The following is a 977-nucleotide window of genomic DNA, read 5'->3' as shown; positions in this document are numbered from 1 at the left end:
CTGATGCCCGGAGGCTGCGCCGCAGCGGACCGGATTTCACCCAACATGGCTTCGGGATTACCTTCCGAGCCGGAAGATCCGATGTTCATTCGCTCCAGGTTCCCCGTTGTCGCAGTCCCGCCGGTGCGCTCGCTTCTGTACCCCTCCGGTGCGGAGTGTTTCAGTGGCGCTGGCTTTTTCCGGGCTTGAAAGACTTTGCCTTTCAGCCCTGTCGGGGCTGGAATGGCCGGCAACCCCTGCCGGGTCTTCTGCTTCTGCTTCGCGAAAGCCCCAGCAGAAACATCCACCGCCTGGGCGTAAGCGTCCCCCATCTCTGTTGGCTGAACCCGGGTCAGCTGATCGAGGATCTGTCCGGGATCCTCGCCGTGGATGTTCACCTTCTTGGCCTTGGCAGGCTCTTCCTTTCCGTCTCCGGCCAACGCGCCCAACGCATCTCCGAGCGAAGGTTCCTTCGCGGCTCCCTTAGGTGCAGGTTCCACTGGTGCTTCCTTCGCTTCTTTTCCTGACTTCAATTCCTTATCTGCTTCGGCCTCTTTGCCTACCTTGGTGTCCTTAGTGTCCTTAGCTTCCACCGGCTGTTCTTTCCCAGTCCCGTTAGCCTTCGAACCCGTTGCTTCACCTTCGGCTGGCTGCGGAGCGGCTGCCTTCTCTTTTCCGTCCAGCGGCCCTCCATCTGCTGTCCCCTTGTTCTCTTCAGTGGAGGAAGGAGAACTCTTCGCCCGGGGTTTGCCCCACTTTTGGAATGCAAAGTTGCCTTTTGCCTTATTGCCGGACTGTTCATTCTGCTGAGCCTTCGGTTCAGCCTGAGCGCTGACTTGTTGTACCTCGCTTTGTACCAGTTCCAGTTTCTGCTCCTGAGGCTGCTTCTGCTCACTTACTGACGGCTCCATGGTGGCAGAGGGTGTCTCTTGAACCGGTGCCGATAGAGCAGGTTCCGGATCAACCTGGGTATTCCCCCCAACCCCCTCCCCTTGCTC

General features: G+C 59.0%; 1 pseudogene. It reads right to left on the bottom strand.

The features are described 5' to 3' along the window. Positions 1–977, bottom strand: a pseudogene (locus A3849_RS31970) (HNH endonuclease); the annotation flags it as partial.

This window comes from Paenibacillus sp. P46E, assembly GCF_001909095.1.
Classification (GTDB): Bacteria; Bacillota; Bacilli; order Paenibacillales; family Paenibacillaceae; genus Paenibacillus_AQ; species Paenibacillus_AQ helianthi.
This window is presented reverse-complemented; position numbering and strand designations above follow the sequence as displayed.